The organism is Niabella yanshanensis (genome assembly GCF_034424215.1).
In the GTDB taxonomy this organism is placed as follows: domain Bacteria; phylum Bacteroidota; class Bacteroidia; order Chitinophagales; family Chitinophagaceae; genus Niabella; species Niabella yanshanensis.
In genome coordinates, this window is the sequence record NZ_CP139960.1 from 2,759,820 (window position 1) to 2,786,458 (window position 26,639).

27 protein-coding genes are annotated in these 26,639 nt (G+C 43.8%); 13 read left to right on the forward strand and 14 right to left on the reverse strand.

The window, feature by feature from the left end; translation table 11 throughout:
• Window positions 1-48: 48 nt before the first annotated feature.
• Entirely contained in the window at window positions 49-1,098 is a 1,050-nt protein-coding gene (locus U0035_RS11395; RefSeq protein WP_114789922.1) for an alpha/beta hydrolase family protein, read from the forward strand.
• 93 nt (window positions 1,099-1,191) lie between these two features.
• The gene (locus U0035_RS11400) at window positions 1,192-1,845 is read left to right on the forward strand and encodes an NAD(P)H-binding protein (RefSeq protein ID WP_162817786.1); all 654 of its coding nucleotides are present in this window, start codon (window positions 1,192-1,194) and stop codon (window positions 1,843-1,845) included.
• Here U0035_RS11400 and U0035_RS11405 read toward each other — a convergent pair.
• Both U0035_RS11405 and U0035_RS11410 read right to left on the reverse strand, forming a co-directional pair.
• Window positions 1,842-2,378 carry a GNAT family N-acetyltransferase gene (locus tag U0035_RS11405; RefSeq protein WP_114789924.1) on the reverse strand — a complete coding sequence of 179 codons (537 nt, stop codon included), beginning with the start codon at window positions 2,376-2,378 and terminating at the stop codon, window positions 1,842-1,844. The two genes, U0035_RS11400 and U0035_RS11405, sit on opposite strands and share 4 nt — an antisense overlap.
• Before the next feature lie 18 nt (window positions 2,379-2,396).
• Window positions 2,397-2,813, reverse strand: a complete 417-nt coding sequence (locus U0035_RS11410) for a DUF1801 domain-containing protein (protein ID WP_114789925.1) — start codon at window positions 2,811-2,813, stop codon at window positions 2,397-2,399.
• An 80-nt stretch (window positions 2,814-2,893) separates the two neighbouring features.
• On the opposite strand from U0035_RS11410, the gene U0035_RS11415 reads away from it, so the two are divergent.
• From U0035_RS11415 to U0035_RS11425, 3 genes are read left to right on the forward strand one after another with little or no spacing between them, the layout of a single operon-like run.
• Window positions 2,894-4,057 carry an acetyltransferase domain-containing protein gene (locus U0035_RS11415; RefSeq protein WP_114789926.1) on the forward strand — a complete coding sequence of 388 codons (1,164 nt, stop codon included), beginning with the start codon at window positions 2,894-2,896 and terminating at the stop codon, window positions 4,055-4,057.
• 59 nt (window positions 4,058-4,116) lie between these two features.
• Window positions 4,117-5,112: an SPFH domain-containing protein gene (locus U0035_RS11420; protein WP_114789927.1), complete on the forward strand. Its 996-nt coding sequence runs from the start codon at window positions 4,117-4,119 to the stop codon at window positions 5,110-5,112.
• A gap of 1 nt (window position 5,113) precedes the next feature.
• Window positions 5,114-6,184, forward strand: coding sequence for a hypothetical protein (locus U0035_RS11425; protein ID WP_114789928.1), 1,071 nt, complete (start codon window positions 5,114-5,116; stop codon window positions 6,182-6,184).
• A 21-nt stretch (window positions 6,185-6,205) separates the two neighbouring features.
• On the opposite strand, the gene U0035_RS11430 is transcribed toward U0035_RS11425, so the two are convergent.
• The 3 genes from U0035_RS11430 to U0035_RS11440 all read right to left on the reverse strand — a co-directional run bounded on the left by U0035_RS11430 (window position 6,206) and on the right by U0035_RS11440 (window position 8,972).
• Window positions 6,206-6,760, reverse strand: a complete 555-nt coding sequence (locus U0035_RS11430) for an AAA family ATPase (protein ID WP_114789929.1) — start codon at window positions 6,758-6,760, stop codon at window positions 6,206-6,208.
• Between the two features lies 1 nt (window position 6,761).
• Window positions 6,762-7,526 carry a HEAT repeat domain-containing protein gene (locus tag U0035_RS11435; RefSeq protein ID WP_114789930.1) on the reverse strand — a complete coding sequence of 255 codons (765 nt, stop codon included), beginning with the start codon at window positions 7,524-7,526 and terminating at the stop codon, window positions 6,762-6,764.
• A 108-nt stretch (window positions 7,527-7,634) separates the two neighbouring features.
• Complete coding sequence (locus U0035_RS11440) at window positions 7,635-8,972, reverse strand: sensor histidine kinase (RefSeq protein ID WP_114789931.1); 1,338 nt, start codon at window positions 8,970-8,972, stop codon at window positions 7,635-7,637.
• A 260-nt stretch (window positions 8,973-9,232) separates the two neighbouring features.
• On the opposite strand from U0035_RS11440, the gene U0035_RS11445 reads away from it, so the two are divergent.
• Complete coding sequence (locus tag U0035_RS11445) at window positions 9,233-9,802, forward strand: YceI family protein (protein ID WP_114789932.1); 570 nt, start codon at window positions 9,233-9,235, stop codon at window positions 9,800-9,802.
• A gap of 103 nt (window positions 9,803-9,905) precedes the next feature.
• On the opposite strand, the gene U0035_RS11450 is transcribed toward U0035_RS11445, so the two are convergent.
• Complete coding sequence (locus U0035_RS11450; RefSeq protein ID WP_114789933.1) at window positions 9,906-10,691, reverse strand: patatin-like phospholipase family protein; 786 nt, start codon at window positions 10,689-10,691, stop codon at window positions 9,906-9,908.
• A 170-nt stretch (window positions 10,692-10,861) separates the two neighbouring features.
• On the opposite strand from U0035_RS11450, the gene U0035_RS11455 reads away from it, so the two are divergent.
• From U0035_RS11455 to U0035_RS11465, 3 genes are read left to right on the forward strand one after another with little or no spacing between them, the layout of a single operon-like run.
• A complete protein-coding gene (locus U0035_RS11455; protein ID WP_114789934.1) occupies window positions 10,862-11,218 on the forward strand; it encodes a hypothetical protein in 357 nt (118 codons plus the stop codon).
• Window positions 11,219-11,224: 6 nt separating this feature from the next.
• Window positions 11,225-11,545 carry a GNAT family N-acetyltransferase gene (locus tag U0035_RS11460; RefSeq protein ID WP_114789935.1) on the forward strand — a complete coding sequence of 107 codons (321 nt, stop codon included), beginning with the start codon at window positions 11,225-11,227 and terminating at the stop codon, window positions 11,543-11,545.
• A 35-nt stretch (window positions 11,546-11,580) separates the two neighbouring features.
• Window positions 11,581-12,474: a pirin family protein gene (locus U0035_RS11465; protein WP_114789936.1), complete on the forward strand. Its 894-nt coding sequence runs from the start codon at window positions 11,581-11,583 to the stop codon at window positions 12,472-12,474.
• A 27-nt stretch (window positions 12,475-12,501) separates the two neighbouring features.
• On the opposite strand, the gene U0035_RS11470 is transcribed toward U0035_RS11465, so the two are convergent.
• Window positions 12,502-14,733, reverse strand: coding sequence for a glycoside hydrolase family 2 protein (locus U0035_RS11470; protein ID WP_211316361.1), 2,232 nt, complete (start codon window positions 14,731-14,733; stop codon window positions 12,502-12,504).
• 4 nt (window positions 14,734-14,737) lie between these two features.
• Between U0035_RS11470 and U0035_RS11475 the strand changes: the two genes are divergently transcribed.
• Entirely contained in the window at window positions 14,738-14,953 is a 216-nt protein-coding gene (locus U0035_RS11475) for a hypothetical protein (protein WP_114789938.1), read from the forward strand.
• A 101-nt stretch (window positions 14,954-15,054) separates the two neighbouring features.
• On the opposite strand, the gene U0035_RS11480 is transcribed toward U0035_RS11475, so the two are convergent.
• The 6 genes from U0035_RS11480 to U0035_RS11505 all read right to left on the reverse strand — a co-directional run bounded on the left by U0035_RS11480 (window position 15,055) and on the right by U0035_RS11505 (window position 23,407).
• On the reverse strand, window positions 15,055-16,038 hold the full coding sequence (locus U0035_RS11480; protein WP_114789939.1) for an alpha/beta hydrolase: 984 nt from the start codon (window positions 16,036-16,038) through the stop codon (window positions 15,055-15,057).
• Window positions 16,039-16,061: 23 nt separating this feature from the next.
• Window positions 16,062-16,832: a rhamnogalacturonan acetylesterase gene (locus U0035_RS11485; RefSeq protein WP_114789940.1), complete on the reverse strand. Its 771-nt coding sequence runs from the start codon at window positions 16,830-16,832 to the stop codon at window positions 16,062-16,064.
• Between the two features lie 88 nt (window positions 16,833-16,920).
• Window positions 16,921-18,435: a RagB/SusD family nutrient uptake outer membrane protein gene (locus U0035_RS11490; RefSeq protein WP_114789941.1), complete on the reverse strand. Its 1,515-nt coding sequence runs from the start codon at window positions 18,433-18,435 to the stop codon at window positions 16,921-16,923.
• A 30-nt stretch (window positions 18,436-18,465) separates the two neighbouring features.
• A complete protein-coding gene (locus tag U0035_RS11495; RefSeq protein ID WP_211316362.1) occupies window positions 18,466-21,498 on the reverse strand; it encodes a SusC/RagA family TonB-linked outer membrane protein in 3,033 nt (1,010 codons plus the stop codon).
• Window positions 21,499-21,702: 204 nt separating this feature from the next.
• Window positions 21,703-22,779 (reverse strand): FecR family protein, encoded by a 1,077-nt coding sequence (locus U0035_RS11500; RefSeq protein ID WP_162817787.1) that lies wholly within the window; start codon window positions 22,777-22,779, stop codon window positions 21,703-21,705.
• Between the two features lie 61 nt (window positions 22,780-22,840).
• Window positions 22,841-23,407 (reverse strand): RNA polymerase sigma-70 factor, encoded by a 567-nt coding sequence (locus tag U0035_RS11505; protein WP_114789944.1) that lies wholly within the window; start codon window positions 23,405-23,407, stop codon window positions 22,841-22,843.
• A 294-nt stretch (window positions 23,408-23,701) separates the two neighbouring features.
• On the opposite strand from U0035_RS11505, the gene U0035_RS11510 reads away from it, so the two are divergent.
• The gene (locus tag U0035_RS11510) at window positions 23,702-24,319 is read left to right on the forward strand and encodes a TlpA family protein disulfide reductase (protein WP_114789945.1); all 618 of its coding nucleotides are present in this window, start codon (window positions 23,702-23,704) and stop codon (window positions 24,317-24,319) included.
• Window positions 24,320-24,336: 17 nt separating this feature from the next.
• Here the strand turns inward: U0035_RS11510 and U0035_RS11515 are convergent, their stop codons facing one another.
• Complete coding sequence (locus U0035_RS11515) at window positions 24,337-24,744, reverse strand: DsrE family protein (RefSeq protein WP_114789946.1); 408 nt, start codon at window positions 24,742-24,744, stop codon at window positions 24,337-24,339.
• A 200-nt stretch (window positions 24,745-24,944) separates the two neighbouring features.
• On the opposite strand from U0035_RS11515, the gene U0035_RS11520 reads away from it, so the two are divergent.
• Both U0035_RS11520 and U0035_RS11525 read left to right on the forward strand, forming a co-directional pair.
• Window positions 24,945-25,688, forward strand: coding sequence for a bestrophin-like domain (locus tag U0035_RS11520; protein ID WP_114789947.1), 744 nt, complete (start codon window positions 24,945-24,947; stop codon window positions 25,686-25,688).
• A 162-nt stretch (window positions 25,689-25,850) separates the two neighbouring features.
• A complete protein-coding gene (locus U0035_RS11525) occupies window positions 25,851-26,507 on the forward strand; it encodes a DUF6624 domain-containing protein (RefSeq protein ID WP_114789948.1) in 657 nt (218 codons plus the stop codon).
• Window positions 26,508-26,639 lie beyond the last annotated feature (132 nt).

Below are 26,639 nucleotides of genomic sequence, written 5' to 3' on the forward strand. Positions count from 1 at the left end.
ATAGCCTTGTTGAATCTTTGTTAATTAGCAAAAGCTAAACGATCCCCGATGAAAACAGGTAATACTTTTGCCGCAAATATTACCAGAATGAAAGCTTATCGTAGTACGGCTCTTTTATTTTTTGTATTAATCTGCTTTGCCTGTAAAAAGAAAGATTCGCTGAAAGGCATCAATAAAGCTGCTTTGTTTGCCACTCCCACTACAGAAGAAATTGATGCAGTAGCGCACAGCTGGGCGCAAAGAAACCTGGTGCCGCAGCAGGTTACAATTGAAGAAACGCAATCCATCAACTCCAAACTGTCTGCCTATATTATTTCATTCAGCCTGGGAACTATTAAAGAATATGCGGCTGTGCTGGCCCCTGTAACTCATCAACGGGTGCCCCTGTTATTTTATGCAGGCGGGTTCAGTATGAACGAGGAGCCGGTCAGTTCGGTAAAAGTAAAATTACCCGAAGAAGACCTGCCGTTTATTTATATAGTACCTGCTATGAGAGGCCAGTATGTAAGCCTGGAAGTGAGTGGTAAACTATTAAAATCTCCTTTATCGGGCGGATCAAGGCTGGATGCTTTTGATGGCGCTACAGACGATGTGATTGCCTGCCTGAACGCAGCGGGCCAACTGTTTCAACAGGCCGACACCAACAAGGCCATGATCAGGGGCGGTAGTCGTGGCGCCATTGTAGCCCTGCTGGCCGGCATACGCGATCAACGCTTTAAACGTGTAGCTCCTGTTGCATTTAACTCGGATTTTGTAGGTCTTACTGCCCAACACTACAATGATCCCACTTATAAAGCGCAATTCCTCAATGGTCTTATTAACGGCACTTCCACCCTGGCTCAAACCAGGCAGCTGATGATAGCGTCGTCGCCATTTTACTTTGCCAAACGGGTTCCTGAAGCACAGCTCCACGCCGCTCAAAATGACCGCATCACACCGGCATCAGAGGCTGAGCTGTTATTGAATGAAATGAAAAAACAAGGCGTTGGCAACCGTGCCACCTTATTCATTTATCCGGGTCGCGATCACCATACGATCGCTGCCGGCAATACCGAATTGGAAAGCCGGATCAATACCTTTTTTAGTGCACCCTGGTAAAATGGCTCCCGGTATTTTCATTTGAGCTATAAATTTTAAGCAGGATAACGCATGGCATATTTTTGGCTCGAAAATTTCATCCGTGTTTATACAATGAAAGCGATAATAATTGGCGCTACAGGCGCTACAGGAAAAGAATTACTGCAACTATTATTGCAGGATGAAAGTATCACCGGAGTAGCTGCTTTGGTAAGAAAGCCTTTATCCCTGCAGCATGCCAAACTGCAGGTGCACCTCGTTAATTTTGACCGGCCCCAGCAGTGGCAGGGCCTGGTTACCGGCGATATGGCATTCTCCTGCCTGGGCACTACCTTAAAAGCAGCGGGCAGCAAGGAGGCGCAATACAAAGTAGACTATGAATACCAGCTGGCATTTGCACAGGCCGCAAGCCAAAATGGCGTTCCCGGGTTTATTTTAATATCGGCAGGTATGGCCAATCCTAAATCACTGGTATTTTATTCGCGTATGAAGGGAGAGCTGGAACAGGCGGTTCGCTCGTTGAACTTTGAAAGTGTAACCTTGCTCCGGCCCGGCTTGCTGTCAAGACCCGGTACCGACAGGACAGGTGAAAAAGCAAGCGAATCGGTATTGCGCTTTTTTAACAGGCTGGGGCTGCTTAAAAGACTGGCGCCGCTGCCGGTACATCAACTGGCAATGCTGATGCTGCGCTACGGTAAACAAAATAACAAAGGTGTGCAGGTGCTGGAATCAAAGCAGATACTGAGCGAGGTGAAACGTTTTGCTTAAGCACCCAACACCTTTTCAAATGCTTTCCTCGGCGCCCCCATTAAAATAACTTCGCCACAATAGTGGTAGCCCAGCTTATCCAGTATTCTCAACATCGCAGGGTTGTCAAAATTGGTATCTACTTTGATACTGGGCATCTGTTGAGCAACGGCGTATCCCTCTATCGCTTTAAATAATCGGGTAGCTACACCTTTCCCCGCTACCCTGTCAGATACCGCTACGCGATGCACCACGAGAAAATCGCCCTGGGTTAACCAGGCGCCATCTATCTGATCATAAGCGGGTTCATCATTTTCAATTAACGCACTATAGGCAACCACACCCGTTTCATTGGTAAGCACAAAGCCCCAACCGTTTTCAATATCTGTTTGTACTGTTCCGGGATTAGGGTAACCGTCCTGCCATTGCCGGCTGCCATCGAGCCTGCGGCGTTCAATCGCCTGCTGTACTATCTCCCAGATACGATCAGCGTCACCGGTCTCTGCCTTTCTGAAAATAAAAGTTTCTGGCTGTTCTTTATCGGTCCCTTTCATAACTGCAAATTAAGCGCATCAGCCCCACATCTCTTTTGTTTCTTTTAACGACTGCAGGATCATTTTTTCCAGAATACCCAGGTTCAGATCTTCGAGTTTCTTGAAATAAATACAAGCCACCGCCTTTTTTATTTTTCCCAGCTGATCGGCCAGTTGGCTCTGTTCCGGGCTATCGCAACTCAAAATATACAATGAAAATTGAGCCTTGCGTGGTGAAAAGCCGATCCGGCACATAGCCCCTTCATGTCCGCTGGCATATTTATAATGGTACTTGCCAAACCCGATAATGGACGGCCCCCACATGGTAGCGTTCTCCCCCGATAGCCGCTCCATTATTTCGATCAGCCTGTAGCTATCTTCCACTTTTTTAGGGTCGCTTTTTTCGATAAATGCGGCTACATCTCCCGCAGTAGCTTTCGTTTTATTCTCGGCCATTGTGCATGTTTTTTTGCTGTTGTTATCGCTTATTGAAGTTACATAAAACGATCTGTTTATAAATAGTTGTATTTTGATGTATGAAAAATCGCATCCCCTCTATTGACATAGTAAGAGGCCTGGTGATGGTGATCATGGTGCTTGATCATACCCGCGACCTGTTTCATGAAACGGCGCTTACCCAACAACCTACAGACCTGGCCACTACTACCCTCCCCTTATTTTTCACCCGGTGGATCACCCATCTTTGCGCACCTACTTTCGTATTCCTGTCAGGTACATCTACCTGGCTATCGCTTCAAAACAAAAAAAGCGTGAAAGAACACCGGCAATTTCTTTTAAGCCGCGGTATCTGGCTGATCATCCTGGAGCTAACCCTGGTCAACTTTGGTATATGGTTCGACATTCATTTCAGCGTGATATTGATACAGGTGATCTTCGCTATTGGTTTTGGCTTTGTCATCCTATCCTTTTTATTAGGCCTGAGCAGCAGTACTATATTAATTACAGGCATCGTGATTATGGTATTTTCAGGCTTGCTGCCCCTGTTACCCTTACCTCAACAAAATGCTGGCACTACTATACTGAACCTCCTTTTTCAACCGGCCTTTATACCGCTTGGCGACAGGCATAGTGTTATTTACGGGTACCCGCCGCTGCCCTGGCTGGCCATTATGCTGGCAGGTTTTGGTTCGGCCAGATTATTTACCAAAGACCCTGCATTAGTCCGCCAATTCTGTATCCGTACGGGCATCCTATTGATTACCGTTTTTATTTTACTGAGATTAATTAATCTCTATGGTGACCCGGCACCCTGGTCCGGGCAAAGAAACATTATACTCACTTTCATTTCGTTTTTAAACGTCACTAAGTATCCGCCTACTTTACAATACACCCTGCTCTTTTCAGGCCTTATGTTTTTATTGCTGGCACTATTTACTCATAGCCGGAATCGCTTTTCAAAGATTATGACAGTATACGGCAAAGTACCCCTGTTCTTTTACCTGGTACATTGGTACCTGATACATACGACTTTAATACTTGTGATACTGTTGAGTGGCTTTCCCGTTAGCGACCTTGAATTTGGATTTAACTTCGGCCGGCCACAGGCATTTAAAGCGTTCTCCCTTCCTGTTGTTTATGGGGTATGGATACTGGCCATCCTGGTATTGTACCCGCTCTGCCGGTGGTATGGCGCTTATAAGGCGGCACACCGTACCAATAAATGGTTAAGCTATCTGTAAAAAATAATCATGAATTCACGGGCTAAATCTTAATTTGGTATCCTAAAAAAAAAATTGCAATGGGCTTATTCGATTTTATTAAGAACGAACTGATTGAAGTAATTGAATGGGTTGACAGCTCTGATAACACCATTATCTGGAAGTTCCAGGACAAGGGCAACAATATTAAAAGCGGCGCCAAATTAACCGTGCGCGAAAGCCAGGTGGCAGTACTGATGAATGAAGGAGAGTTTGGCGATGTGTATAACCCGGGCTTACATACACTTACCACCAGCAATATGCCGGTGATCACCACCCTCAAATCGTGGAAATATGGCTTTAACAGCCCTTTTAAAGTAGATATTTATTTTATCAATACCCGTCAGTTTACCGACTTAAAATGGGGCACATCAGGCCCGGTTTTAATGCGTGACCCCGAATTCGGCCAGGTGCGCATCCGGTCTTTTGGCAATTTTGCTATCAGTATTGTAGATGCCAAATTATTCATTACCGAATTCGCGGGCACCAATCCTTTTGTGCGTGTAGATGCGGTGGAAGAAACCTTACAAGGCATTGTATCGAGCAAATTTGCAGAAGCACTGGCACAGGCGAATGTAACGGTCTTAGACCTGGCGGCTAATTTTCAGGCTATTGGTGAAAAAATAAAACCGGCTTTTCAAAAAGAGCTGGATAGCTACGGTATTGCACTGGAAAAATTCTTTATTGAAAACGTATCGTTGCCTGAAGAGGTTGAGAAGATGCTGGATAAGAGAACCCAGCTGAATATATTGAAGGGAAACCTGAATGACTTTAACCAGATGCAGGGAGGTATTGCACTGGAAAAATTAGCAGATAATGACGCAGCCGGCAATATGGGTGGATTAGGAGCCGGAGTGCTGTTAAACAACCTGATGGGACAGGCAACCCAGCCTCAGCAACCCCAGGTCGAAAATACAGGTGAAAGCAAAGCTGCCATCCTGGAAACCCTGAAACAATTGGGCGAATTAAAAGCACAGGGCATTCTTACAGAAGAAGAGTTTAACGCTAAAAAAACAGAATTGCTGAGCAGGTTATAGTATGCAGGTTTTAAAAGAACACCCTTGTCCTAATTGCAACTCAGAACTGAATTTTGATGCAGATAAAAACGCGCTGAAGTGTTTGCATTGCGGCGCAATATTTCCCATTGAAAAAAGCAGCCAGGTTGTAGAAGAAAATAATATCCGGGTATTTAAGGATGCTGCGGCTATTCCGATAGAGCCGGTTACTACCGTTATTTATAAGTGTAGTAAATGTGGCCAGGAAACGCAGGCCGGAGCCGATATAGCTTTTTTTGAATGCCGCAGTTGTGGCAATAATGTGTTGAATCCCGAAGCCTATAAAACCCGTACCATTACGCCTACGGGTATACTGCCTTTCCATTTATCTAAACAGGAAGCATTAGATGTTTTTAAACAATGGATCGGTAAAGGCTTCTGGAATGACAGCAGTTTAAAAGAGCTATCACTGGCCGATAAACTGGAAGGGCACTATGTCCCTTTCTTCACCTTCGACTGTCAAACTTACAATCAGTGGGAAGGTTATGCCGGTACTTATTATTATGAAACCATCCGTACTAAAGATGCCAGTGGCAAAGAGGTCACACAAAGTGTGCAGCGAACACGTTGGTACTGGCGCGAGGGCTCTTTTGAACGTTTCTTTGATGATATATTGATCTGTGGCAACACAAGAATTACGCAGGATCAAATTAATAAGATCTACCCTTTCAACCTGCAACAGGTAGAACTATTTAACCCTGAATATTTGTTGGGATGGCATGCCCGTGCGTTCGACAAAGAACTGTCTGACACTTTTGATGCGGCCCGTAACGAAATTAACGATCGGGTGCAACGGGAAGCAGCGCAACACCTGGCCGACGATACTTACAAGGACCTTAGCGTACAAACTCGCTATACCAGCGAAACTTTTAAGCAGGTGATACTGCCCGTTTGGTTATGCCAGTATCTCTTTAAAGGAAAAACCTATCACTTCATCATCAATGGTCAAACGGGTACCATTAGCGGCAATAAACCGTTGTCTACTTCCAAAATTGTGATCGCCGTCGTTATCGCTATTATCGTAATAGCGGTGTTGTATGGAATGAGCCAATAGTGTTTTGCTGACAGGAAGATGCTACAACTTTCTGATCTGCTCCAAAATAAAATCAGTCCGGCTGGTCACGGTGCCTTTAGGCACGCCTATTACATCGTATCCATAGCCGATGTATACTTCTTTCATAGCTTCATAAGTTCTCACTGCTTCTGCCCAGGTTTGCTTGCGTTCTTTATCGGTTTGATAAATTTCCCTCCATGGTGGTAATATAAATACGCGACGGTTATAAGAACATAATTTCACCCATTTGTTTGCCTTTCTGGTAACAGGCATGTCTTCCATCATCATATAGCACACTGCATCCACGATACCTCGATCGAAGAAAACAGCTTGAACGGAAGATACGCTGGTTGCTGCCTTCCGATAAGATTGCCGGCTTTCTTCCAACATTAATTGTGCATACAACTCCTTGTTTTCCCAGGGCAACCCGTCTCCGTCTATGGCAACCTGTTCTTGTATGATACGCCTGGCATCTTCAGGAATGATGGTAAATCCACGCTTTCCTAATTCAGTTAATAAAGTTGTTTTGCCAACACCCGGTCCGCCCGTTATTACAAAGTAGTTATGTTGCTGCATGTTACTGGTCATTAAAATGTTCGATGATATACTGTCGTGCTTCTTCCTGTGTTAATACGGCAAAGCCACGATAGCGATGATGCACATCAATGATCTCTTCCAGCGCATCCATCACTAATTGCCGGTTATCCCAGCTTTTAAGATTTGCTACTACAGTTGCCAGACAGTCCTTTTTATAAGCAATCTGGCCTATGACATGCACTAATGTATTTCTCACCCTGGCTGTTTCATCATGCTGCAGCTCCATTAATAAAGGCAAAATATCTTCAGGATACTTCCTGCCTCTTAATTCGATACCGTGACAGATTTCGCGCCGTATTTCCTTATCCTCATGATGAAGATACTTTTTCGCCCAGGCCAAAACCGGCACAGGGTTTACTTCACCCATCTTTTTTATCGATCCAATAACGGCATTTCTGGGCGAGTGATGCACATCAAACAAACCTTTCTCAAAGAAATGTTTTACTACTTCGAAATCTTTTTTACCGATTTCACCTGCTGCATTGATAACGGTTTGCCTGACTTTAAAATCTTTCTCATCTAAAAGTTGATTCAATAAAATAATGATAGAAGATTGCAAATGTTCCTGCTCAAAATAAATACGCCCTATCGCCAGGTAACCGGCTTTGCGGATGTAAGTATCGGCATCAGTAAAATAAACGATGACACCTTCCACCAGCAATGATGAAACTGCATCACTGATTTGCTTCTTTATGGTAGCAGACAGAGCCGCTCTGTCGTCTTTTGCCAGATCGTAAAATGCCATGTTCTTTAACTATCTATATAAATAGATAAAATTAATGATGAGAGCCATAACTCCAATTTACCCCTCCACAAGCGCTTTAAAAATATATAAAAGATTGACCTGCAAACACTAGTTTGTCAACTCTAACGCTTCATTATTCACTTCGCGATCCTTTTTAATAAACACAACAGGCATTGGCGCAGCGGGCAGTTTTAATGAGAAGGTCGTTCCCTTTTCGGGGCGACTGGTGAAATTTAAATGCCCTCCAATTTTTACGGCAAACTCCTGGCAAAGCATCAGCCCCAGCCCGGTTCCTTTCTCGGATTCAGTGCCTCTTCTCGGGCCAGACTCCATTCTGAAAATACCGGGCTGCATTGCGTCTGGAATACCTATACCGTCATCTTTAACCATTACCGTACACTGATCTCCTTCAGTAGTTGCGGTTATCCATATATTACCGCCCTTACGTGTAAATTTGATCGCATTCATTAAAAGATTCCGGATAATCAATGCCAGCATTTGTGCATCTGCTTTTACATAAATATGACGGGGAAGATCGATCTCAAAAGATATATCCTTTTTAAGACTAATACTTCTGGCTAACTCAACTACGTGAGTAAGTACGTCTTTAACACCGAGTATCTGCAAATCTGCACTCAAACGCTGCTCCTGAGCCCGGGTCCATGCGAGTATATTGGAAAGCATGAATGAAGTATTGCGTGTCATACTCAGCAATTGTGCATTCATTTCTTTCTGCTCCTGCTCATCCAGCTCAAAATCTGCCAATAACTCCAGATATCCCTGGAGTGAGGCTAAAGGCTCTTTCAGGTCATGACCTAAAATAGATAAAAGCTTATTTTTGGTATTATTAGCTTCTTCGAGGGCAATTGATTTTGCAATCAGTTCCTCACGTTGCCGGTTATAAGATCTCCGGACGAACATTGTTACGATAAAAATAAATATGACAATCCCCAGGTAGGAAAAGAAAATATCAACAAACCGGCTGGTCGTATCACTATAAGTTAATTCAATAAAGTTGGGATGGGTATATTCTACCATCATAATCCCCGAGAGCAATAATATATTAAGAGGTAGCCATATATAATATTGCTTTATGGGAGCCGTTGCCGCCGAAATAAAAAAAGCTACAAGAAATATAATATGATTCGGACCGTCGATACCTGAATTATAATAGTAATTTACTACCAGTGCTATATTTAAAGCAATCTGGAAGAGTGTAGCGCTTATCCCTGAAAGACCTTTAAAACGGGATAAATAATATAATATACCTACTAAAAAAGCCATACCCACCAATATCAGGAATAACTCCATTGTCAGTAAAAAATACGAGATGGGAGAGTATAACAGTACGCATATAATAAGAGCAATGCATGTAGCGTTAAAGATCCTTCCTTCTAATGTAAAGTGATCCTTATCTCCCATTAACCATTTCCAATAGCGAACCATACTAGTTTTTTATGCGGGCTGAAGCAGTGTCGACTTTTAGTGGGCATTGTACCTAAAACGTGACAATTTAAGCAGTAAAGATAGCGGTTTTGGCTTTTATTACCGGCACTCCCCTAAAATACAAAACAAATTTTCAGCACCTGGAAAAAAGGCCTGTCTCACAACTTTTTCTAAAAATCAAATATTCTTAATCTACATTAAGTGGCGGGTAGCCAAAGGAGTTTAGCTTCGCGTTTCATATCAAAAATTAACACATACACATGAAACGTTATTTATTTATTGCAGTAGCATTTTTAGGCCTTTCGGCATTTACCTTTAATAATTTATGGAAGAATGATCCGGCTCATTCTCAACTGGGTTTTACAGTAACCCACCTGGGCATTAATGATGTTTCGGGATTTTTTAAAGATTTTACAGTATCCGTAGAATCGACCCAACCCGATCTGAGTGACGCAGTAGTTACGCTGTCTGCAAAAACAACATCTATTGATACAAGGATTGAAGCAAGGGATAATCACCTGAAAAGTGCCGATTTTTTTGACGCGGAAAAATTCCCTGAAATTTCCTTTAAAAGCACCGGCATTAAAAAAGCGGGTAAAGATGCTTACAAACTGAGTGGTGATTTAACGCTTCATGGTATTACAAAACCGGTTGTCGTAGACCTGTTATACAAAGGCAAAACCCAAAACCCGATGAGCAAAAAAGAGACCATTGCCTTCCAGGTTACAGGTAGCATTAAGCGCTCAGATTTTAAAGTAGGTGAAAAATTCCCCGACGGAATGGTGAGCGATGTAGTACGAATTAAAGCTGACGGAGAATTTGCCCAATAGCACATTACCTGTTTAATAAATTGAAAGCAATCTTCGGGTTGCTTTTTTTATGCTTGCAGGTTTTTGAAGTCGATTTTTTGTGCGCATAATATCAAAACTATAGTTACGTAAGAGAAATAGCTTTTGATTGTAAAAGTTCTTTGGTATAGGTGTAGCAATGATCGAAAATAGCCCTGCCCTGTTTTTTATCGAACATACTGAACCGGGTCATTTCAGGCGGATCTATAAACAAATCACAAAGGTGCGCCTTATTGTACACATTATTGTTAATACTCAGGTGCACAATACGGTCGAACAATTGCCGGCCAGTGGGAACGAGTTGCTTACCCGGTGCAATTGCATTTACATGCACACCGATCAACTTATCACAACGCCCCTGTAAAATCTCTACCGGAAGGTTGTTAATAATGCCTCCATCCAAAAAATGCTCCTGTTTTACAGTAGCCACCGGAAATATAAAAGGTATGCTGGCTGAAGCAATCAGCGGTTCAAAAAGCGGCCCTTCAGAAAAAAACTGTGTCTTCCCGGTAACAATATTCGTTGCTGTAACATACAACGGAATTTTAAGCGCACCAAAATCATCTTCAGGTAAAAAGGTTTTAAACAATGGATAGAACATCTGCGGAGTAAAAACAGCATATCTTCTTAGCCGAAAAGCTGAAAATCCAAAAAACTGGAGAACGGGCAGTTTATCTATGATAACATCCGGACTATTTCCCATAGCGTAAAAGGCGCCCACAATGGCTCCTGCACTGGTACCCGCAATCATATCCGGCTTAATATTATATTCTTCTAATGCCTTAAGAACCCCTAAATGCCCGATGCCCCTGAGGCCGCCTCCTGATAACACTAAACCAATGGTTTTCTTTCTACGAAAAAATGACAGCATATCATTTAATGTTAGATAAAACAAAGAAATAGAGCGATGAGAAATAAACTTTAAAGCCCTCAGGATAGTTCGGGATTTCAACGCTTTGCAATATCCTGAAGGTTCTTAATCTACATTATTTATACCGCGATAGGAAGATAGTACATTCGCTTAACAAAAAGGAGCATGATATGAAAAATTTAAAAGCCTATACAGTAGCAGATCCTGCAACCAACCTGGATAGCTTTAAACAGGTAGCCGGGAAATTCGACGGACTGGAAGTACAATATGAAACAGATATAGAGCAGGCCATCAATACGTTCAGCCTGCAAAGTTTTGATTTGTTGATTATTGATAAAGGCTTATCGCACGAAGATTATAACAAGCTGCATAAAGTAGCAGACCTGTTACATCCCGATGCAGCGCTGGTAGCATTTATAATGACGGATGAAGAGTTTATTCATTACAAGCTGGCTGGTTTGTTAGCTAAATGGACTGAAGCTCATTCAGAAAGTAAAACCAATTTTATTGATAACCCTAAATTGTAAGAATTTATGAAACCTGAATTTGAGAATATCGCTTTGGTACAAAATCAAGACAAATCGCGCTTTGAAATAGTTGTAGATGGCTTGTATGCTTTTGTGGAGTACGAAACAGATGAAGACGGGCTGGTGGCATTGGTGCATACGGAAGCCGACCCGGGCTTAGCCGGAAAGGGCGTTGCAGCTGCAGTGGTTGAAAAAACATTATTGCAGTTGGAAAAGGACGGTAAGCAGATTTTACCCTATTGTCCCTATGTATTTGCCTATATCAAAAAGCATCCAGAATGGAAACGACTGGTACACCCCGGCTTCCCGGCTTATCATCAACTTTAATTGATTATTTTTAAAGTAGCTTAATCGTTGATATTATGTCAAATATTGGAATGATACATGAAGAGCAGGCGGCTAATATCGGGAACTTCCTGGTAGGCCGCCTGTTGCCGTTTCGCGAAAAAAGATCGGTAGGGCCTTTTGTGTTTATCGATCATATGGGACCGGTCTATATGAAGGACTACCAGAATTTTGATGTGGCCGCCCACCCGCATATTGGTCTTTCCACATTAACTTACCTGTTTGAAGGTTCTATCTTCCATCGGGACAGCATAGGCAGCGCTGTTGAAATCAAACCAGGTGCGGTAAACTGGATGACCGCAGGTAAGGGTGTGGTACATTCTGAAAGAACACCTGAGTATTTACGTCACACCGATAAAAGTTTGCATGGATTCCAGATATGGGTAGGGCTACCGGCTGAACTGGAAGACTGCGAGCCATCCTTTCATCATACGGAAGCCGCTGATATCCCTTCCTGGCAGGAGGGAGACATTTCCTATAAGCTGATCGCTGGTGAAGCGTTTGGAAGAAAGTCTCCGGTACCAGTACATAGCTCCTTGTTTTTTCTTGAAATCAAAAGCACAACTGAACAAACCATCAATATTGGAAAACATCTTTTCGGAGAAGCCGCTATGTATGTGCTGGAAGGAAAAGTAAATATTGAGGGCAACGATTATGGCACCAAGCAGTTGCTGATCGCTCAAAATGCAACCTTATGCGAATTCACATTACATGCGAATACCAGTGTATACATTTTTGGAGGAGCGCCTTTTGAAGAGCCGCGCTTCATTTACTGGAACTTTGTAAGTACCAGCAGGGACAAAATAGAAACGGCGAAGCAAAACTGGCAGGAGCAAAACCTCGTCGCTTTTCCCAAAGTACCGGGTGATGACCAGGAGTTTGTACCCTTACCCCAACCCAAGCTGGGATAGCATCAAGATACGCTTCCAATAGCTAAATTATTTTAACCACTGGTATAAAGAGAAGTCTATTATGCCATCCCTTGTGGCACCTGTTACTTCTATAGCAATGCGATTATTCCATTGTTTAATCAAATGCATAAAAGAGGTCAGATTAATATCATCCGAATGCCTCCTGGTTCTTACATCTTTTTCCTGCCATACCAGCTCCCCGTTGATAAAGATCTTTACATCGCCTGAAGCATACAGCTTTAAACCCAGTCCCTCCGGCACTTTGCCGAAATCAATATCCTGGTACAAATAAACATTGTTTCCTTTCTTCACTTCAACCGGTTGTTTACTTTTTTCAAACTTAACAGGCCCTGTTAACCAATCTGCTGCTGGCTGCTGGTGCGAAGAAAAAATAAAGGGCCGGTCCATCTCTGTTCGCTGGTTTACAAAAAGAATACGCCCGTCCGCATCATTATAAATAGGCTGATGTACTTGTTTCAATAAGGCCTCTGGTATTTTGACTACCTCCCGGTCATACGTAATCAAACCGTTTACTTCGCCTTCCACATCGGTTGTTTGTGTATAGATGGCGGCAGATAATCCGCGCTTCACCATTAGTGCTACATTGTGCATCAGCTCTGTATATTCCTTAATTAATGTATCACTTTCGGTGTAGGTTTTATATCCCCAGTTTCTTTTATTAGGATCCCATATATGATCTTTCACTACGAGGCCCAGTCCACCAAATTCGCCCAGTACCATCGCCCTCCAGGGGTTTTGATCCACCACTCCCATAGCCGGTCCCGGGTACTGGTGCACATCCAGCACATCGCCTACGCCACGGTCGGTCCAGCCACTGGGCGCATCCACCAAACGGGTTCGATCATATTGCTGCGTCCAGGCCGCTATCCTCCTGGTATCGTATTGTCCCCATCCTTCATTAAATGGTACCCACATGGCAATGGAAGGGAAAAAGCGCAGGTGGTCTATGATGGCCTTCCATTCCTTTTCAAACTGAGCAGCCGACTCCTGGGGCCGCACCCAATCCTGTGGGTTATCATGTTTTACAAATGACAGATCATTGGTCCCCTTGAATCCCGAGGGCATATCCTGCCAAACCAGCATCCCGATGGAATCGGTCATGTAGTAGTAGCGGGAAGGCTCTACTTTGATATGTTTGCGAATGGTATTAAAACCCATTTCTTTCAACTTAACAATATCGAACATCATTGCGGTCTCTGACGGTGGGGTCAATAACCCATCGGGCCACCAACCCTGGTCAAGGGTACCCAGGTGGAAAACAGGTTTATTATTCAGCGCCAGTCGCATGTACCCATTCTTATCTTTGATCATATTGATCTTGCGCAAAGCAAAATAAGTATTGAATTGATCTACAATTTTTCCTTTTTTCTTAATGGTAATGGTAGTATAATATAACTGGGGGTCTGCCGGGGTCCATAGTTTAGCATCCGGTATCGGAAGTATTACACTATTCTGAAAGAAAAACGTCGTGTCTTTTACAACAACGTTACCATTTTTAATGGAAATATTCAACTCATGCGACCTGGTCAGGTTTTCTGCCTGGAACGTAAAATAAACCCTGCTGCGATCAACATCGGGCATGGGATATACGTTGACAATATGCTCCTTTGAAACAGCCTCCAGCCATACCGTTTGCCAGATGCCCGAAACCGCTTTATACCATATCCCCTGGGGATCCAGAACCTGCTTGCCGCGTGCCTGTAGATCAGTATCTGTAGGATCCCAAACAGATACGACAATCTCCTGCTCGCCCTTACCTTTTAAGTAGGGGGTTATATTTACCTGGAAAGGATCAGACCCTCCTTTATGTGTAATAACCTGTTTGCCGTTTACCCATACTTTGGTTTCCCAATCTACCGCTTCAAAATGAAGGATAATATTTTTATCAGCCCAATCGGCAGGAATGCTAAAGTTCCGGTTATACCAAAGCTCCTGTTCGGGCAACAAAGGCTTGCCAACACCGGACAAAGAAGATTCAATAGCAAACGGTACTAATATCTTGCTATCATATTGGGTGGGTTTTGCAGCTCCCTTTTTCTGAATACTATAATTCCAGAGCCCATTGAGGTTTTGCCATGCTACCCGTTGCATCTGCGGCCGGGGATGCTGTTGCCAAACATTATCGGGCCTGACTTCACGTCCCCATTTGGTAGAAAGCGAAACCGGTGCCGGTTTATAATCCTGTGCCTGCACAGATAAAACCGCCAGGACGAGTATACTGGTTAAGAGTTTGTACATCAAAATGGTTTTAAGAGGGCTTGTCAGAAGTAGCTGGTTATTGTTAACGCTGGCCGATTACACCTATTGGCTAACGATGTCTAACGCAAAAATACCGGCTATCATCCGAAATACTAATAACTATTTCCAGCAAAATGCGGGCCTGTTTCTGTTGATGGAAAAAGCAGAAGGAGTAAACGCTGGGAAGGGCGAAGTATCAGCGTTCAATAAGGCTGCTTAAAAGGAAGTCGACTCTGTAGAAACAGAACGACTTACGATTGAATTGTAACTAAAAAGATGGTTAAATGATGTATAGATCACTTCATACATCAATACAATACTTTATGGTGCTGCCCGAAGCTGCGCCTGCAGAAACCTGGCTATCACCTCGGTGGTGGTATCGATCCACGGATGGAACAACCAGAAGGGATGTACCATCACATCAAACTTATATACCTCTGTATATTTGTTCCATTCCCTCATCATGCCGATAAGCTCATCCTGCCCTGCATGAAAACGTGAGTAGCCACTGTTCAAAAACAATATAGGAACAACCGTTTCTTTGGTGGCCCAGAAAATAGGCGACGCTTCTTTCCAGGTATCCGGCTTTTGGCTATAGGATCCGCCCAGCCATTCGATATCCGGAGAGTCTGGTTTTCTTACCAGGTTGAGTGAAGCTGGTGCCAGAAAATCAACCACACCATCAATATCTACAATGGCATGCACTTTACTGCTTACCGTAAATATACCCTGCTTCCCTTCAAAATGGGCAAGTCCATTTGTCAAACCTGTAAGTGCAGCCAGGTGGCCACCAGCCGAGCAGCCCGATATAGCGATGCGGTTGGTGTCAACCTGGTAAGTTGCCGCATTGGCTTTAATCCAGCGAATCGCTGCTTTGATATTATGTATTGCCGCCGGATATTTAGCCTCCAGCGAAAGCTGGTATTCTACCGGTATCGTTACAAATCCTTTCGAAGCCAGCTGTTGTGCCAATGGCACCTGCATTGAACGGGTACCCGATCGCCAGCCACCGCCATGTATCATTATAAGAGCGGGATGCAGCCCTTCGCTTTCCGGCTGAAATACATCCAGGTGCAATTCCCTTTTACCAAAAGGTGTATGCTCCAACACATTGTAAACTAGATTGCGGGTAGCTTTTACGTTTGCAGGTAAACTATCTTTTGCCGGAACGGCTATAGGGTAATCGCCCGATATCTGGTTATACACCCTGTTTACATTATAGCTGGAATCGACAGGTATTTTACGCTGGGCGCTTACAGCCAGCGATGTAAAAAGCACGATACCAATAAGAAATATTTTATGCATTGTATGTGTTTTAAAGATAAATACTATGGCGCCGCCTTCGTAGTAATGCGTGCCACCAGCGGCAATTGCTGTTTCCTCATTTCAGCCAAAACCAGCTCTGCCATGCGACGGGCGCCGTACTCATTAAAGTGGGTACCATCTTTTCTTCCATTGGGATAATGAGGATGCTGCATAGAATCGAGGTACATGAAAAGCATTTGGGAAGGCTCAGGACCCAGTTGCTGTAATAGTTTCCTGCTATGCGCATCCAGGTCTATTACCGGCACTTTATACTGCTTTCCTACTTTCCATACAGCCGCTGTATATTCGGTATGGGTTTCCAATGCTGTACCCTGGTCATTAAAGCGCATACGGCTAACGGGCGTCACCAGCACTGGTATAGCCTGGTTGGCCCTTGTATCAGTAATCATCAAAGCCAGGTTTTTTTTATAATCCGGCACAGGTGTATACCGGTCTTTATACTGTGGTTCTTTAGCTTCATCATTATGACCAAACTGTATCAACACATAGTCTCCGGCCTTCATCTCTTTTTTCACCGTTTCCCATCTGCCTTCACTGATAAAAGTCCGGGTACTGCGTCCACCCTTTGCATGATTTTTTACTACCACCGTAGAATCGAAAAAGGCAGCAAAAGGAGTGCCCCAGCCCGTTACCGGTGCACGGTCAAGCGGTTGATCACAAACGGTAGAGTCGCCTACCAACCAAACAGTTATTTTTTCTTCCGGCACTACCAGGGCAGTAGCTCCAAAGAAAAGCAACACCAATAAACCGGTTCTTAAAATTTGTTGTTTCATTTTCCAATGTTATAAAAATTAAATATAGATCCCGGTTTATTGTAGAACAGGGATCTATATTTAGCTTCAGCTCAGGATGCAAATAAAATTAATACCCCTCGTTTTGAGAAAGATTGGGGTTGGCCACCAGCTGTGCCGCTGGTATCGGGTAGATCTTCCTGAAAGATTCGGTCTGCCTGGTTTTAAAAGCCCAGGTACCGGTAAAGAAACTACCAAAGCGGATCATATCCGTTCTCCTGCATCCTTCCCAAAGAAATTCCCTGGCACGCTCGTTCTCTATATCCTGTATCGTCAATGCATTCAGCGGTGTAGCATTGCTCCGGTTTCTTACCTGGTTCACCAATAACAGGGCATCCGAAGGCCGTGAAGTTCTGAATAAAGCTTCAGCTTTCATCAGCAATACATTAGAGTAGCGTTCCAAAACCAGGTCGTTATCTGCATTAAAGCCAGAGAACGCAGCGCCCACAGGTGTATACTTTAATACTTTATACCCTTCATTATCCTGTGCTGCTACAATGTCTTTTACCGGTACCAATACCAGCTGTGTACCATTGGGGTAGGTAAGCGGCTTACCATCCAGGTAAAACTGGGGACCATGCTGGATCATCGATTTCCTGATGTCCCTGTCTTCATACCGGTCTAATGCAGCCTGTGTAGTACTATAACCATTGGCCGGCGCAAAAGGAAGATTGTATTTTTTCTGATCCAATGCATTTTGCGTGTACAGTATAAACTGGTTATTGCCGGCATTCTTGGTTGGGTCTTTGGTGAACGCTGCAATAATTTCTTTTGAAGCGGCCTGCTGCGTTGAAGTAAAATTGTCAATTACGTTGGGCATTAAGCTGTATGCCCCTGTATTGATCACCAGGTCGCACATATCTACTACTTTTTGCCATTGTGCCGTGCCGGTGTATACTTCCGCGTTCAGGTACATGTAAGCCAAAGCAGTGTATATGGCTTCTTTGGTGAACCGCGGATAATAAGCGGTACGGTCTACGTCTTTAACCGAAGGCATATCAGCCACAGCCGCCAGCATTTCTGTTTCAATAAATTTATATACATCAGCACGTGAAGTACTCGGAGGAAGATTCTTAGGATCGAGCTTGGCAATAGTTACCAGCGGCACATCGCCCCAGTTATCCATGGCAAAAAAATAGCCATAAGCCCGCAGTGCTCTTGTTTCTGCGATCAGGGTTTTGAGATTGTCCTTGTTAGGCGAAGACTCGAGGCTTTCCAATACAGCATTGGCAGTGCCTATTTCCTGGAAGATATTGACCCAGGCCCTGGCTACCGTATTATTATTTACATCCTGTACATGATTGGTCAGGTCTACATTACTTTGATCGTACCATCCGCCGCTGGCTCTTCCCGGTACAATAAACTCATCGGTGCTGAATTCCTTCATACGCCAGGGGTCCCCGATATCTACGTTATAGGACAGCAGCTGGTATACTCCTACAACAGAGGACAACGCTTCTTCTTCGTTCCTGTAATAAGTATCCGGCGAAAGGCTGCCGAAAGTTTCCTCATCCAGTTTGGTGCACCCCGCACTTAGCAGCAGGCAGGTTGCAGCGATCATCGGTAATTTCAAATATTTATACATAACAAACAATCTTATAATTACTAGTAGTGATTAAAAAGTAAGATTTACACCAAGGCTTAAAGAACGTGCGCGTGGGTAAGCCAGGTAGTCGATACCCAAAGGAGCAGTACCTGTACCTGATACTTCCGAGTTTACTTCAGGATCAACACCCGAGTAGTTGGTAAATAACAGCAGGTTTTGACCGGTAAGGAACAGTCTTGCAGAAGAGATAAAGCTGTTCTTCACATTAACATTATAGCCTAACGAAAGATTATCCAGTCTTACAAAGCTTCCATCCTCGATCCATCTTGAAGAATACTGCTTAGGTGCGTCCCGGTTCAAGCCGCTGTTAACTGCAGAAGCCAGTACATTTTTACCAGGCAGGTTGCTGAGATAACTCATATTAGCGGCAGTAAGATTAAACACATCGTTACCCACTGATCCGCGGAAGAGGAAGTTCAGCGTCCATCTTTTATAATTGAAGGTATTGGAAAAACCGAAAATATATTTAGGCTGTGCTACCCCAATAATCGTATCCGCGCCATTATACGCATAGGTTTCTTTGCCATCGGTAATACCGCTAAATTGAGGGCCATAGAAAGTACCCAAAGGCTCGCCCGGCACCACCAGCTGTGCGAACCGGCCCAGCGACACCGTTCCCTGCAAGGGAGCGATCTGGATATTCTTACCGCTGAACTGGTCATTAGACAAACTCAGTACCTTGTTACGGTTAAAGCTGATGTTGAAGTTGGATTCCCAGCCAAAGTCTGTTCTATCTACTATCACACCTGTAATACTTACTTCAAGCCCCCGGTTTTGCACACTACCTACATTGGCCAGCTGTGTGCTGATGGCGCTTGGCGTGGGTACGGGGATCCTCAACAGAAGATCGGTGGTTTTCTTATCATAATAATCTAATGAGCCACGCAGTCTTCCGCCGAACAGTGCATAATCAATACCAATATCCAACTGTGCCGTCTGCTCCCATTTCAGAGAAGGATTTGCATATTGTTGAGGTAACACCGTTGTGATCCTTTTGCCGCCCACAATATAACCGGTAGTAGTAGCACCCAGGGTAGTGATCGAATTCAGGTTTCCTATTTCCTGGTTACCGGTTAAACCATAGCTTACTCTTAGCTTCAGATCGTTGATCTTGTCTACATTGAAGAATTTTTCTTTCGATATTCTCCAGGCCAATGAACCAGATGGAAATATCCCCCATTTATTGCCCGAGCCAAAACGGCTGCTTCCATCGCGTCTTACCGTTCCGGTAAAAAGTATCTTATCCGCATAACTATAATTAGCTCTTGCATAGAAGGATATTAATTTATTACTCCCTTGAAAAGTGGATACGCTATTGATGGTGCTGGCAGCCTGGAGGCTATACCATTTAAACTCATCGGACAGGAAGCCATTAGCGGCAGTACGATTACCGTTGTTTAAAAAATACTGCCAGGAATAGCCCGCTATGGCGTCAAGCGTATGATCGCCGAAGGTGTTGTTATAGCGCAAGACGGTTTCCAGTAACTTGCTATAGTCTTCCAGTTTCTGAACGCTGGCTAACCCACCCAGTCCCTGACCCAACAGGTTAGCCTTTGCGATATAAGAATTACGATTTATATTCTGATTGGTATAGCCAATATTTACATTTACGCTTAAGGGCTTTACAATCTTTAAAGTGGTAGACAGGTTCCCGATAAAACGGTTATTGGTTAACTCATCCAATACCTGGTCTGAGAAAGATACAGGGTTAACACGGTAGGGCGGTACATTGTAGTAATTACCGGCTTCGTCTCTTACCGGGTAAGTAGGATTAAATACCATTGCTTCATAGTTCATGCTGCTGGCAAACTCGCTACCCACTGTATTCGATACGGGCGACTGCCTGGAGAAGGTTTGACCATAGTTCACTCTCAGGTCAAAGGTCAGCCGGTCTTTGATAGCAGCGTGATTCACATTGATCCGTGCATTAGTTCGGGTAAGATCCGAACCTATCATGATGCTTTGCTGGTTGCCATATCCCAACGATGCACGATAAGTAGTTTTACCGCTTCCGCCGGAAAGCGAAAGATTATAATCCTGCAGGGCTGCTGTTCTGAATATCTCTTTCTGCCAATCAGTGTTAGCACCTTTATCATCGATGGTAAGACCCAGATCGGCAATCGCTTTCCTGTATTCATCGGCCGATAAAACATCCAGTGTTTTGGCTACTTTGGATGCGCCGAAGGATGCGTTTAAAGCGACCATTGGAGACCCGCCGGTTCCTTTTTTAGTGGTAACTACAATGACGCCATTGGCACCGCGCGAGCCATAGATAGCTGTAGCCGAAGCATCCTTCAAAACGGTGATCGATTCAATATCATCCGGGTTCAATGTCATCAGCGGGTTCGTGGGTTCCATATCAAAAACATTTTGCTGACCGTTGCTATTGATATTGGCCTGGCTCACACCGGCATTGGTTGAAATGGGCACCCCGTCTATCACGTAAAGCGGATCGTTAGATTGCGTCAACGAAGTACCACCTCGAATACGGATGGTATTACTGCCCCCCGGCTTACCACTGTTCTGTGATATATTAACACCCGTCAACTTACCCTGGATGGATTGCTGGGGGCTTAATACCATACCCTGGTTAAAATCTTTTGATGTAATTGCCGACACAGCACCCGTTAAATCTTTCTGCCTCTGGGTACCATAACCAATCACCACTACCTGGTCCATCGAAGTGGACTGCGATTTCAATTTCACCAGCAAAGAAATATCAGCCCCGTTGCTGATCTTGTAACCCGAAAGGGTCTGCGTTTCATAACCAACGGAGGAGATCGTAAACTCATAATCGCTTCCGTCAGCCAATCCTCTGAATCTGAACAAGCCGGTTGAATCCGTTTCCGTACCACCGGTAAAGCCAGTTTTATTGTCCTTCACCGAAACGGTTGCGTGATTAACGGGGTTTCCCGCTTCGTCTCTTACATAACCCTTGACATTGTTGGATGGCGTTTGGGCCAGCGCCACCAGCTGCCCTAACAGGGCCATTACCAGCATGCATAGCAGCACACTGTGTTTTCCTCTTAAACAAGTGATCATACTTAACTAAATGGTTTAAATTTCAAACAATCATTACAGGCATGCCGGAACCGGGTAGAAGTAAGCCCGATGCAATCGTTACAGAATGCCCTTCCTATACATATACGTTCAGAATTAAAAACACCCTACCCCCTTTCTCTTTTTTTTATAATTTTTTTTTGGGAAGCTATAGAGAGAACGCCGACTGAAGAGAAAGGCAGCAGTTTATTGATTACCGGGCTTTTTCATCAGGAACCCATGAGGTTCCCTGATCACCTCAAGGTTATTCAGCCGGCCTATCAGCCGGAGAACAGTCTCCAGCGTGTCGGTTTTATCAATGCGTCCTATAAAGGACAAGCCCTCCAGGTCTGTTGCCGTATAAAATATCTTCTCATTATATAAAAGCGAGAGCTGATCGAGCACAGTGGTTAATGGCTGGTTATTGAACATATACCAGTTATTATCTTCCATCAGGTTGTCTGGTAGCGGTTGCTGGTTAGCTCCTTTTGCCGTACCCACTGATACCCCCGGTGTTTTAGAAGATATAAAACGAACCTGCCCGTTCTGCTTATCATAGGTCAGCACATCACCTGGTGACAGGTAAAACGGCGTTCTCACGGCCGGACGGCCGGGGTCGGCATTACCCACTGCCACTACCCCTTTAAATAAAGCCACTTTGATCTGCCTCTCCTTTTCAAAGCTCTTCACCGAAAAAACAGTTCCCAAAACTGTGGTACTTAAAGGATAGGACTGCACCACAAATGGCATCTGCGCATTCTTAACCACTTCAAAGTAAGCCTCTCCTTTTAATTCAATAATCCGTTTGCCATCCTGGAAAGGCTCTTTGTACATAATGGTACTTTTAGGCGACAAGGATACCAACGAACTATCAGGAAGCATAATATTCATCAGTTTCTCTGTAGTATTAGCTATCACTCTTGCCTGGAAAGCCGGACCTTCTTTTTGGGGATTCGTATCCTTAGCCAGGTACTGCCACCCGAAAAAAGCAACAGCAATAACCGCTGCGGCGGCTGCGAGGTAATAAATAACCGGTCTTTTTTTCTCCACCGCACTACCAATTGTCCTGGTTTTAATATTATGGAGCAATTCACCCGCACGCCGGCTATCCAGCTCATTACTGAACTCGTAGCCAACCCATTCTTCCTCAGGCATATATTGCGCCAACTCGTTGGGATGCTGCTCGAAATAGCGCACCACTGCATCGGCCTCTGAAGGACTGCATTGATACCTGAAAAACCGTTCTATCTGCTCTTTGGTAACCATTTTTTCTTTTGCGCGCACTGGCTTTTTGCTGGTGCTTTAATGATACATACGTTTGTAACTCCCTGTTCCCTTACTCGGTTTATATATTTTTTATAAAATTTCTTAAGATCCAGCCGATAAGTAATATACCATACAAAAGCGGCCTCAATTGCTGAAGGGCTTTTGAAATATGCTTTTCCACCGTTTTTACCGAAATGGACAACTGCTCCGCAATATCTTTATAACTCATTCCCTCCAGGCGACTGAGCTCAAAAACCTTCCTTCTCATTTCAGGTAGCTCTGTTAATGCCTTTGCCAGTTTCCGGTTGGTCTCATTATAATCTATCTTGGCATCCAGTTCATTTGCTGCTGCTTCCGGTTTACTTTTTAATTGCGTTAAGGCAAAACTGAGGTGGTTCTGCTTCCTGATATAATCGATCATCGTCGTTCGTGCAATCCTGAACACCTGTAGTGAGAGCGCTATTTCGGGGTTCAGCCGCTGCCTGTTTTCCCAAAGCTTCACAAATGTGGTTTGCGTTACTTCTTCCGCCAGCCATTCCGATCTTGTTTTCCCCAATACAAAATGATACAGCTTCAGGTAATACTCTTCGTATACCTGTTCAAAAACAAAAGGATCACCTGCCTGTATATCAGCTATAGCGCTCAAGAAAAACCAATATCGGGTTTAGTTTATATTCAATCTGTCGGGGATCATACACTATGTACACTTCCATTCAACAACTCTGTAATGGGCAGCAGTTAAAGAGCCTGGCAAAGTATCAAAAGAGTTTTTCCTGTGGCAATTTAAGAAAAAAGTCTTCAAAAATATTTTTGGCTGTACCCTTTTCTACCAGAAAGTTCCATTCCTGAAGCACCTGAAAAAGCACACCATTGCTTATAACGGCGCAAAGGCTATAATTGTACCTATTTTTGAAGCGCAATCAATAGTAAGAGATATTAGATGACAGATAATAATAACGGACAAGCAGTAAATAAAAAGAATAAACAACATTTCGTACGTAAACATGGATTTTCCATCCTTGTGGGTTTGATCATTGTTATTCTTTTTGTAAGCCCGGAGGCCAAATCCTGGACAATACGGCAACTGATGCGTACGGGGCTTTATAATGTCGGGATAGAAAAAGATGCAGCCGTCCTGCCACAACTAGAAACCGCATTTGACTTTGAGGATGAAAAAGGGATGATTCAAAATACAGCTGCATTAAAAGGCAAGGTGGTGTTTATTAATTTCTGGGCTTCCTGGTGTCCTCCCTGCCGTGCAGAGTTTCCGTCTATCGAAACACTGTATTCAAAATTTAAAAACAACCCTAACGTTTTCTTTCTAATGCTCAATGAAGATGAGGATTGGGCGGCTGGCCGGGAATACCTGCAAAAGAAAAATTATATCACCCCAATGTTCAAAATTAAATCGGCTGCTCCTGCCGCCATTTATAACGGCACTTTACCTACTACGTTGGTTGTAGATAAAAACGGCAAAGTAGTTTTCAGGCACGAAGGTTTTGCCAATTATGCCTCGGAGGAATTTATAAGCCAGATAGAGGCACTTATAAAAGAATAAGCAACTGGCATTAGTAGCTAAGGCTTTACTACGGCCCAGCCTTCATATTGGCGCAAAATAATTTCGCCGTTGGCACTGGGTACATAATGTACAAAAGGGTACAGCTCATCACGCGATATTCCCCTGCCCGTTAATGTATTTGTACATTGTACAAACACCACTCCCTTCTCTATCAAAGGGCGCAACAGCTCCCCGTAATTGTTTGCTTTAAGCAGCATTTCTATGCCATCGCCAAAAGCCAGCAACTCAATAAAAAGCTTACCCTCCAGCCGGGGATCCTTCAACACATTGGTAATATTACCAATGATGCTTTTTATTTTAGGTCCCGCTTCATTAATAACATACAGCGCGTAGTACTGTTGTAGCGGAGCCGATGCAGGACTAAAGCTGATGGCGGCGGCTTTATTTAAATCATTCTTATTCATTCCTTGTATTGTGATAGTATGGTAACCTTGCTAATTTACATAAACAGCTAATATCATTCAAATAAGAGGCCCAAACGCCCCTGCTTTGCCGCTTCACGCTCAGGTTGGTACAGGTATGCTATATAGCCGGGGTGTTTTGTACCTGTTTATTTTTTGTATATTCGGCTAACCAACTTCCCTCTAACATAACCCTGCCTATTATGCTGAACTCTTTATGGTGGATGATCTTCTATGTAGTACTCCTGTTTACTTCCCTGTTATTGGGTATCCGCTATGGCACTGTGCACAAAAAGAAGCGATCCTGGGAAAGCTCGGGCATTGAAAATGCCATCATAGGTATTTTCGGCCTTATCATTTCGTTTACCTTTTTACAGGCGGGTAATGCACATAGAGAACGATCGGCCAACCTGCACCGGGAGGTGAATAATATTGATATGCTGTACCGTTATAGCCGGGAGCTTCCGGACTCTATGTATCGCTATACCCAAGTGATGCTGACCGGCTTTTTGCAAAACCAACTGCACTACGAAAAAACAGGGGATGTAACCACTTTTGCTACTTCACGAAAAATGAGCGATACTTACTGGAAACACCTGAGACACTTTAAAAAGCAGGCAGCGCCTCAACAGGCTGAGATAGTAGATAAGATCTCCGGGTATTTTGAGCAGATTATGGCAGCAGCTACATCGTATGCTTATGCCAATTATGAGCGAACACCGGTTTTTATTATGTTCCTGCTGATCACTGTATCGTTACTCATTGGCTTCCTGGTAGGTTTTATGAATGGTATTAAAAGCCGTGTTCATTTCCTGGTACCTATCATCTACTTTGTAACCATCTCGCTCACCATGCTGGTGATCAGCGATCTTAATAATCCGCGTATTGGTTTGATCCGGCCTGGTTACCATCATCTACAGGCGGCTTATGATTTTATTAAACAGTAGTAGCTGACTACGACAAATTTCCAATGCAGGGTAAATCAGCCCGTGCTTTCAGGCAGGTAAGGCCACGAATACGCAGATGGAACGGCCAGATACGTTTATAAAGCTTTATAACGGATATTTGTTTCGCATATTTCTGAGTTACTCGTATTAAATAACACTTCCATGCAAAAAGCAATCTTGTTTCTGTTCGTTTCCGCAATTTTAGTAGGCTGTGCTGCAAAACTCACGGCAGATCAACAGGCCCAATTGAAAAAACAATTGGAAGATATGGTTACTGTTGACCAAATTGCTGCAAATATTCCCAAAGGGAAATACAAAGAACTCCCCAGGGATCAATGGAATAGATTTAAAGACAGTGTTTTTACCAGCAACAAAGCGCAGGCGGAGGTAATTTTCAATAAATACGGATTTCCTGGTTTTGATAAAGTGGGGAAAGAAGGCTCACAACATTTCTGGTTACTGGTTCAGCATTGCGATCAATATCCTGAGTTTCAAAAAAAAGTATTGAAGTCGATGAACAGGGAAGTAAAAAAGCACAATGCCAATCCCAATAACTACGCTTACCTGTACGACCGTGTAAAAGTAAATGCGGGAGCAAAGCAGTTATTTGGAACACAGGTAACTTACGAAGTTGAAACCACAGGCAGAGCCATTCCTAAAATAGGGCTCGCAGACTCCGCCAACGTTGACCAATTAAGAAAAGCGTACGGCCTCGACTCCTTAAAAAGCTACTTAAATATGATGACCACCATGCACTACGAAATGAATAAGGAAAGCTATCAAAAAAAAGGAATAAAGTCGCCCCAGTTATATAAATAAACACAGCCAACAACCCCTCTTCATGGTTTGACTTCCCGCCCCAGTTGGTGTTTTTTCACCAACTGATCAAACGGGGCAATTAACTGGCACCCTTGTGAGGAGGCCTGCTGATGAGAAACACCCAGCACAGGC

What these genes read in the sequence shown, in the direction of transcription:
- U0035_RS11395 (WP_114789922.1), top strand. Translation starts at nt 49, where the DNA reads ATGAAAACAGGTAATACTTTTGCCGCAAATATTACCAGAATGAAAGCT.
- U0035_RS11400 (WP_162817786.1), top strand. Translation starts at nt 1,192, where the DNA reads ATGAAAGCGATAATAATTGGCGCTACAGGCGCTACAGGAAAAGAATTA.
- U0035_RS11405 (WP_114789924.1), bottom strand. Translation starts at nt 2,378, where the DNA reads ATGAAAGGGACCGATAAAGAACAGCCAGAAACTTTTATTTTCAGAAAG.
- U0035_RS11410 (WP_114789925.1), bottom strand. Translation starts at nt 2,813, where the DNA reads ATGGCCGAGAATAAAACGAAAGCTACTGCGGGAGATGTAGCCGCATTT.
- U0035_RS11415 (WP_114789926.1), top strand. Translation starts at nt 2,894, where the DNA reads ATGAAAAATCGCATCCCCTCTATTGACATAGTAAGAGGCCTGGTGATG.
- U0035_RS11420 (WP_114789927.1), top strand. Translation starts at nt 4,117, where the DNA reads ATGGGCTTATTCGATTTTATTAAGAACGAACTGATTGAAGTAATTGAA.
- U0035_RS11425 (WP_114789928.1), top strand. Translation starts at nt 5,114, where the DNA reads ATGCAGGTTTTAAAAGAACACCCTTGTCCTAATTGCAACTCAGAACTG.
- U0035_RS11430 (WP_114789929.1), bottom strand. Translation starts at nt 6,760, where the DNA reads ATGCAGCAACATAACTACTTTGTAATAACGGGCGGACCGGGTGTTGGC.
- U0035_RS11435 (WP_114789930.1), bottom strand. Translation starts at nt 7,526, where the DNA reads ATGGCATTTTACGATCTGGCAAAAGACGACAGAGCGGCTCTGTCTGCT.
- U0035_RS11440 (WP_114789931.1), bottom strand. Translation starts at nt 8,972, where the DNA reads ATGGTTCGCTATTGGAAATGGTTAATGGGAGATAAGGATCACTTTACA.
- U0035_RS11445 (WP_114789932.1), top strand. Translation starts at nt 9,233, where the DNA reads ATGAAACGTTATTTATTTATTGCAGTAGCATTTTTAGGCCTTTCGGCA.
- U0035_RS11450 (WP_114789933.1), bottom strand. Translation starts at nt 10,691, where the DNA reads ATGCTGTCATTTTTTCGTAGAAAGAAAACCATTGGTTTAGTGTTATCA.
- U0035_RS11455 (WP_114789934.1), top strand. Translation starts at nt 10,862, where the DNA reads ATGAAAAATTTAAAAGCCTATACAGTAGCAGATCCTGCAACCAACCTG.
- U0035_RS11460 (WP_114789935.1), top strand. Translation starts at nt 11,225, where the DNA reads ATGAAACCTGAATTTGAGAATATCGCTTTGGTACAAAATCAAGACAAA.
- U0035_RS11465 (WP_114789936.1), top strand. Translation starts at nt 11,581, where the DNA reads ATGTCAAATATTGGAATGATACATGAAGAGCAGGCGGCTAATATCGGG.
- U0035_RS11470 (WP_211316361.1), bottom strand. Translation starts at nt 14,733, where the DNA reads ATGTACAAACTCTTAACCAGTATACTCGTCCTGGCGGTTTTATCTGTG.
- U0035_RS11475 (WP_114789938.1), top strand. Translation starts at nt 14,738, where the DNA reads ATGGTTTTAAGAGGGCTTGTCAGAAGTAGCTGGTTATTGTTAACGCTG.
- U0035_RS11480 (WP_114789939.1), bottom strand. Translation starts at nt 16,038, where the DNA reads ATGCATAAAATATTTCTTATTGGTATCGTGCTTTTTACATCGCTGGCT.
- U0035_RS11485 (WP_114789940.1), bottom strand. Translation starts at nt 16,832, where the DNA reads ATGAAACAACAAATTTTAAGAACCGGTTTATTGGTGTTGCTTTTCTTT.
- U0035_RS11490 (WP_114789941.1), bottom strand. Translation starts at nt 18,435, where the DNA reads ATGTATAAATATTTGAAATTACCGATGATCGCTGCAACCTGCCTGCTG.
- U0035_RS11495 (WP_211316362.1), bottom strand. Translation starts at nt 21,498, where the DNA reads ATGATCACTTGTTTAAGAGGAAAACACAGTGTGCTGCTATGCATGCTG.
- U0035_RS11510 (WP_114789945.1), top strand. Translation starts at nt 23,702, where the DNA reads ATGACAGATAATAATAACGGACAAGCAGTAAATAAAAAGAATAAACAA.
- U0035_RS11515 (WP_114789946.1), bottom strand. Translation starts at nt 24,744, where the DNA reads ATGAATAAGAATGATTTAAATAAAGCCGCCGCCATCAGCTTTAGTCCT.
- U0035_RS11520 (WP_114789947.1), top strand. Translation starts at nt 24,945, where the DNA reads ATGCTGAACTCTTTATGGTGGATGATCTTCTATGTAGTACTCCTGTTT.
- U0035_RS11525 (WP_114789948.1), top strand. Translation starts at nt 25,851, where the DNA reads ATGCAAAAAGCAATCTTGTTTCTGTTCGTTTCCGCAATTTTAGTAGGC.